Origin of the sequence: Achromobacter sp. DH1f (assembly GCF_000633435.1) — a bacterium.
In the GTDB taxonomy this organism is placed as follows: Bacteria; Pseudomonadota; Gammaproteobacteria; order Burkholderiales; family Burkholderiaceae_B; genus Achromobacter; species Achromobacter deleyi.
The window spans coordinates 1-332 of sequence record NZ_AYMF01000058.1; the positions used below are offsets into that span (position 1 = coordinate 1).

The following is a 332-nucleotide window of genomic DNA, read 5'->3' on the forward strand; positions in this document are numbered from 1 at the left end:
GCAACGGCGTTGCGCAGGCGGACGGCAAGCTCACCGTCGCCAATGCCGGCGCCTTGCAGAACCAGGGCGGCGGCTTGTACGGCGGTTCAATCGACGTTAAAGCCACGAGCCTGTCCAACACCGACGGCAAGGTCGTCAGCGGCGGCGCGCTGGACGTGAACACCGCCGGCAACCTGGACAACACTGGCGGCACCGTTGCCGCACAAGGGCAAGCCACGCTGAACGCGCAGACCCTGTCCAACACCCGCGGCATCGTCGCCGCCGCCAATCTGACACTCAAGACCCAAGGCCTGCTGGACAACCGTGCCGGCCTGATCCAGGCCGACAACCTC

Annotated in this window: 1 protein-coding gene; it reads left to right on the forward strand. The window is 66.9% G+C overall.

Annotation, left to right across the window (positions count from 1 at the left end):
* Positions 1 to 332, forward strand: a 332-nt coding sequence (locus U858_RS34080; protein ID WP_042886022.1) for a hypothetical protein, incomplete at both ends; no start/stop codon positions are given.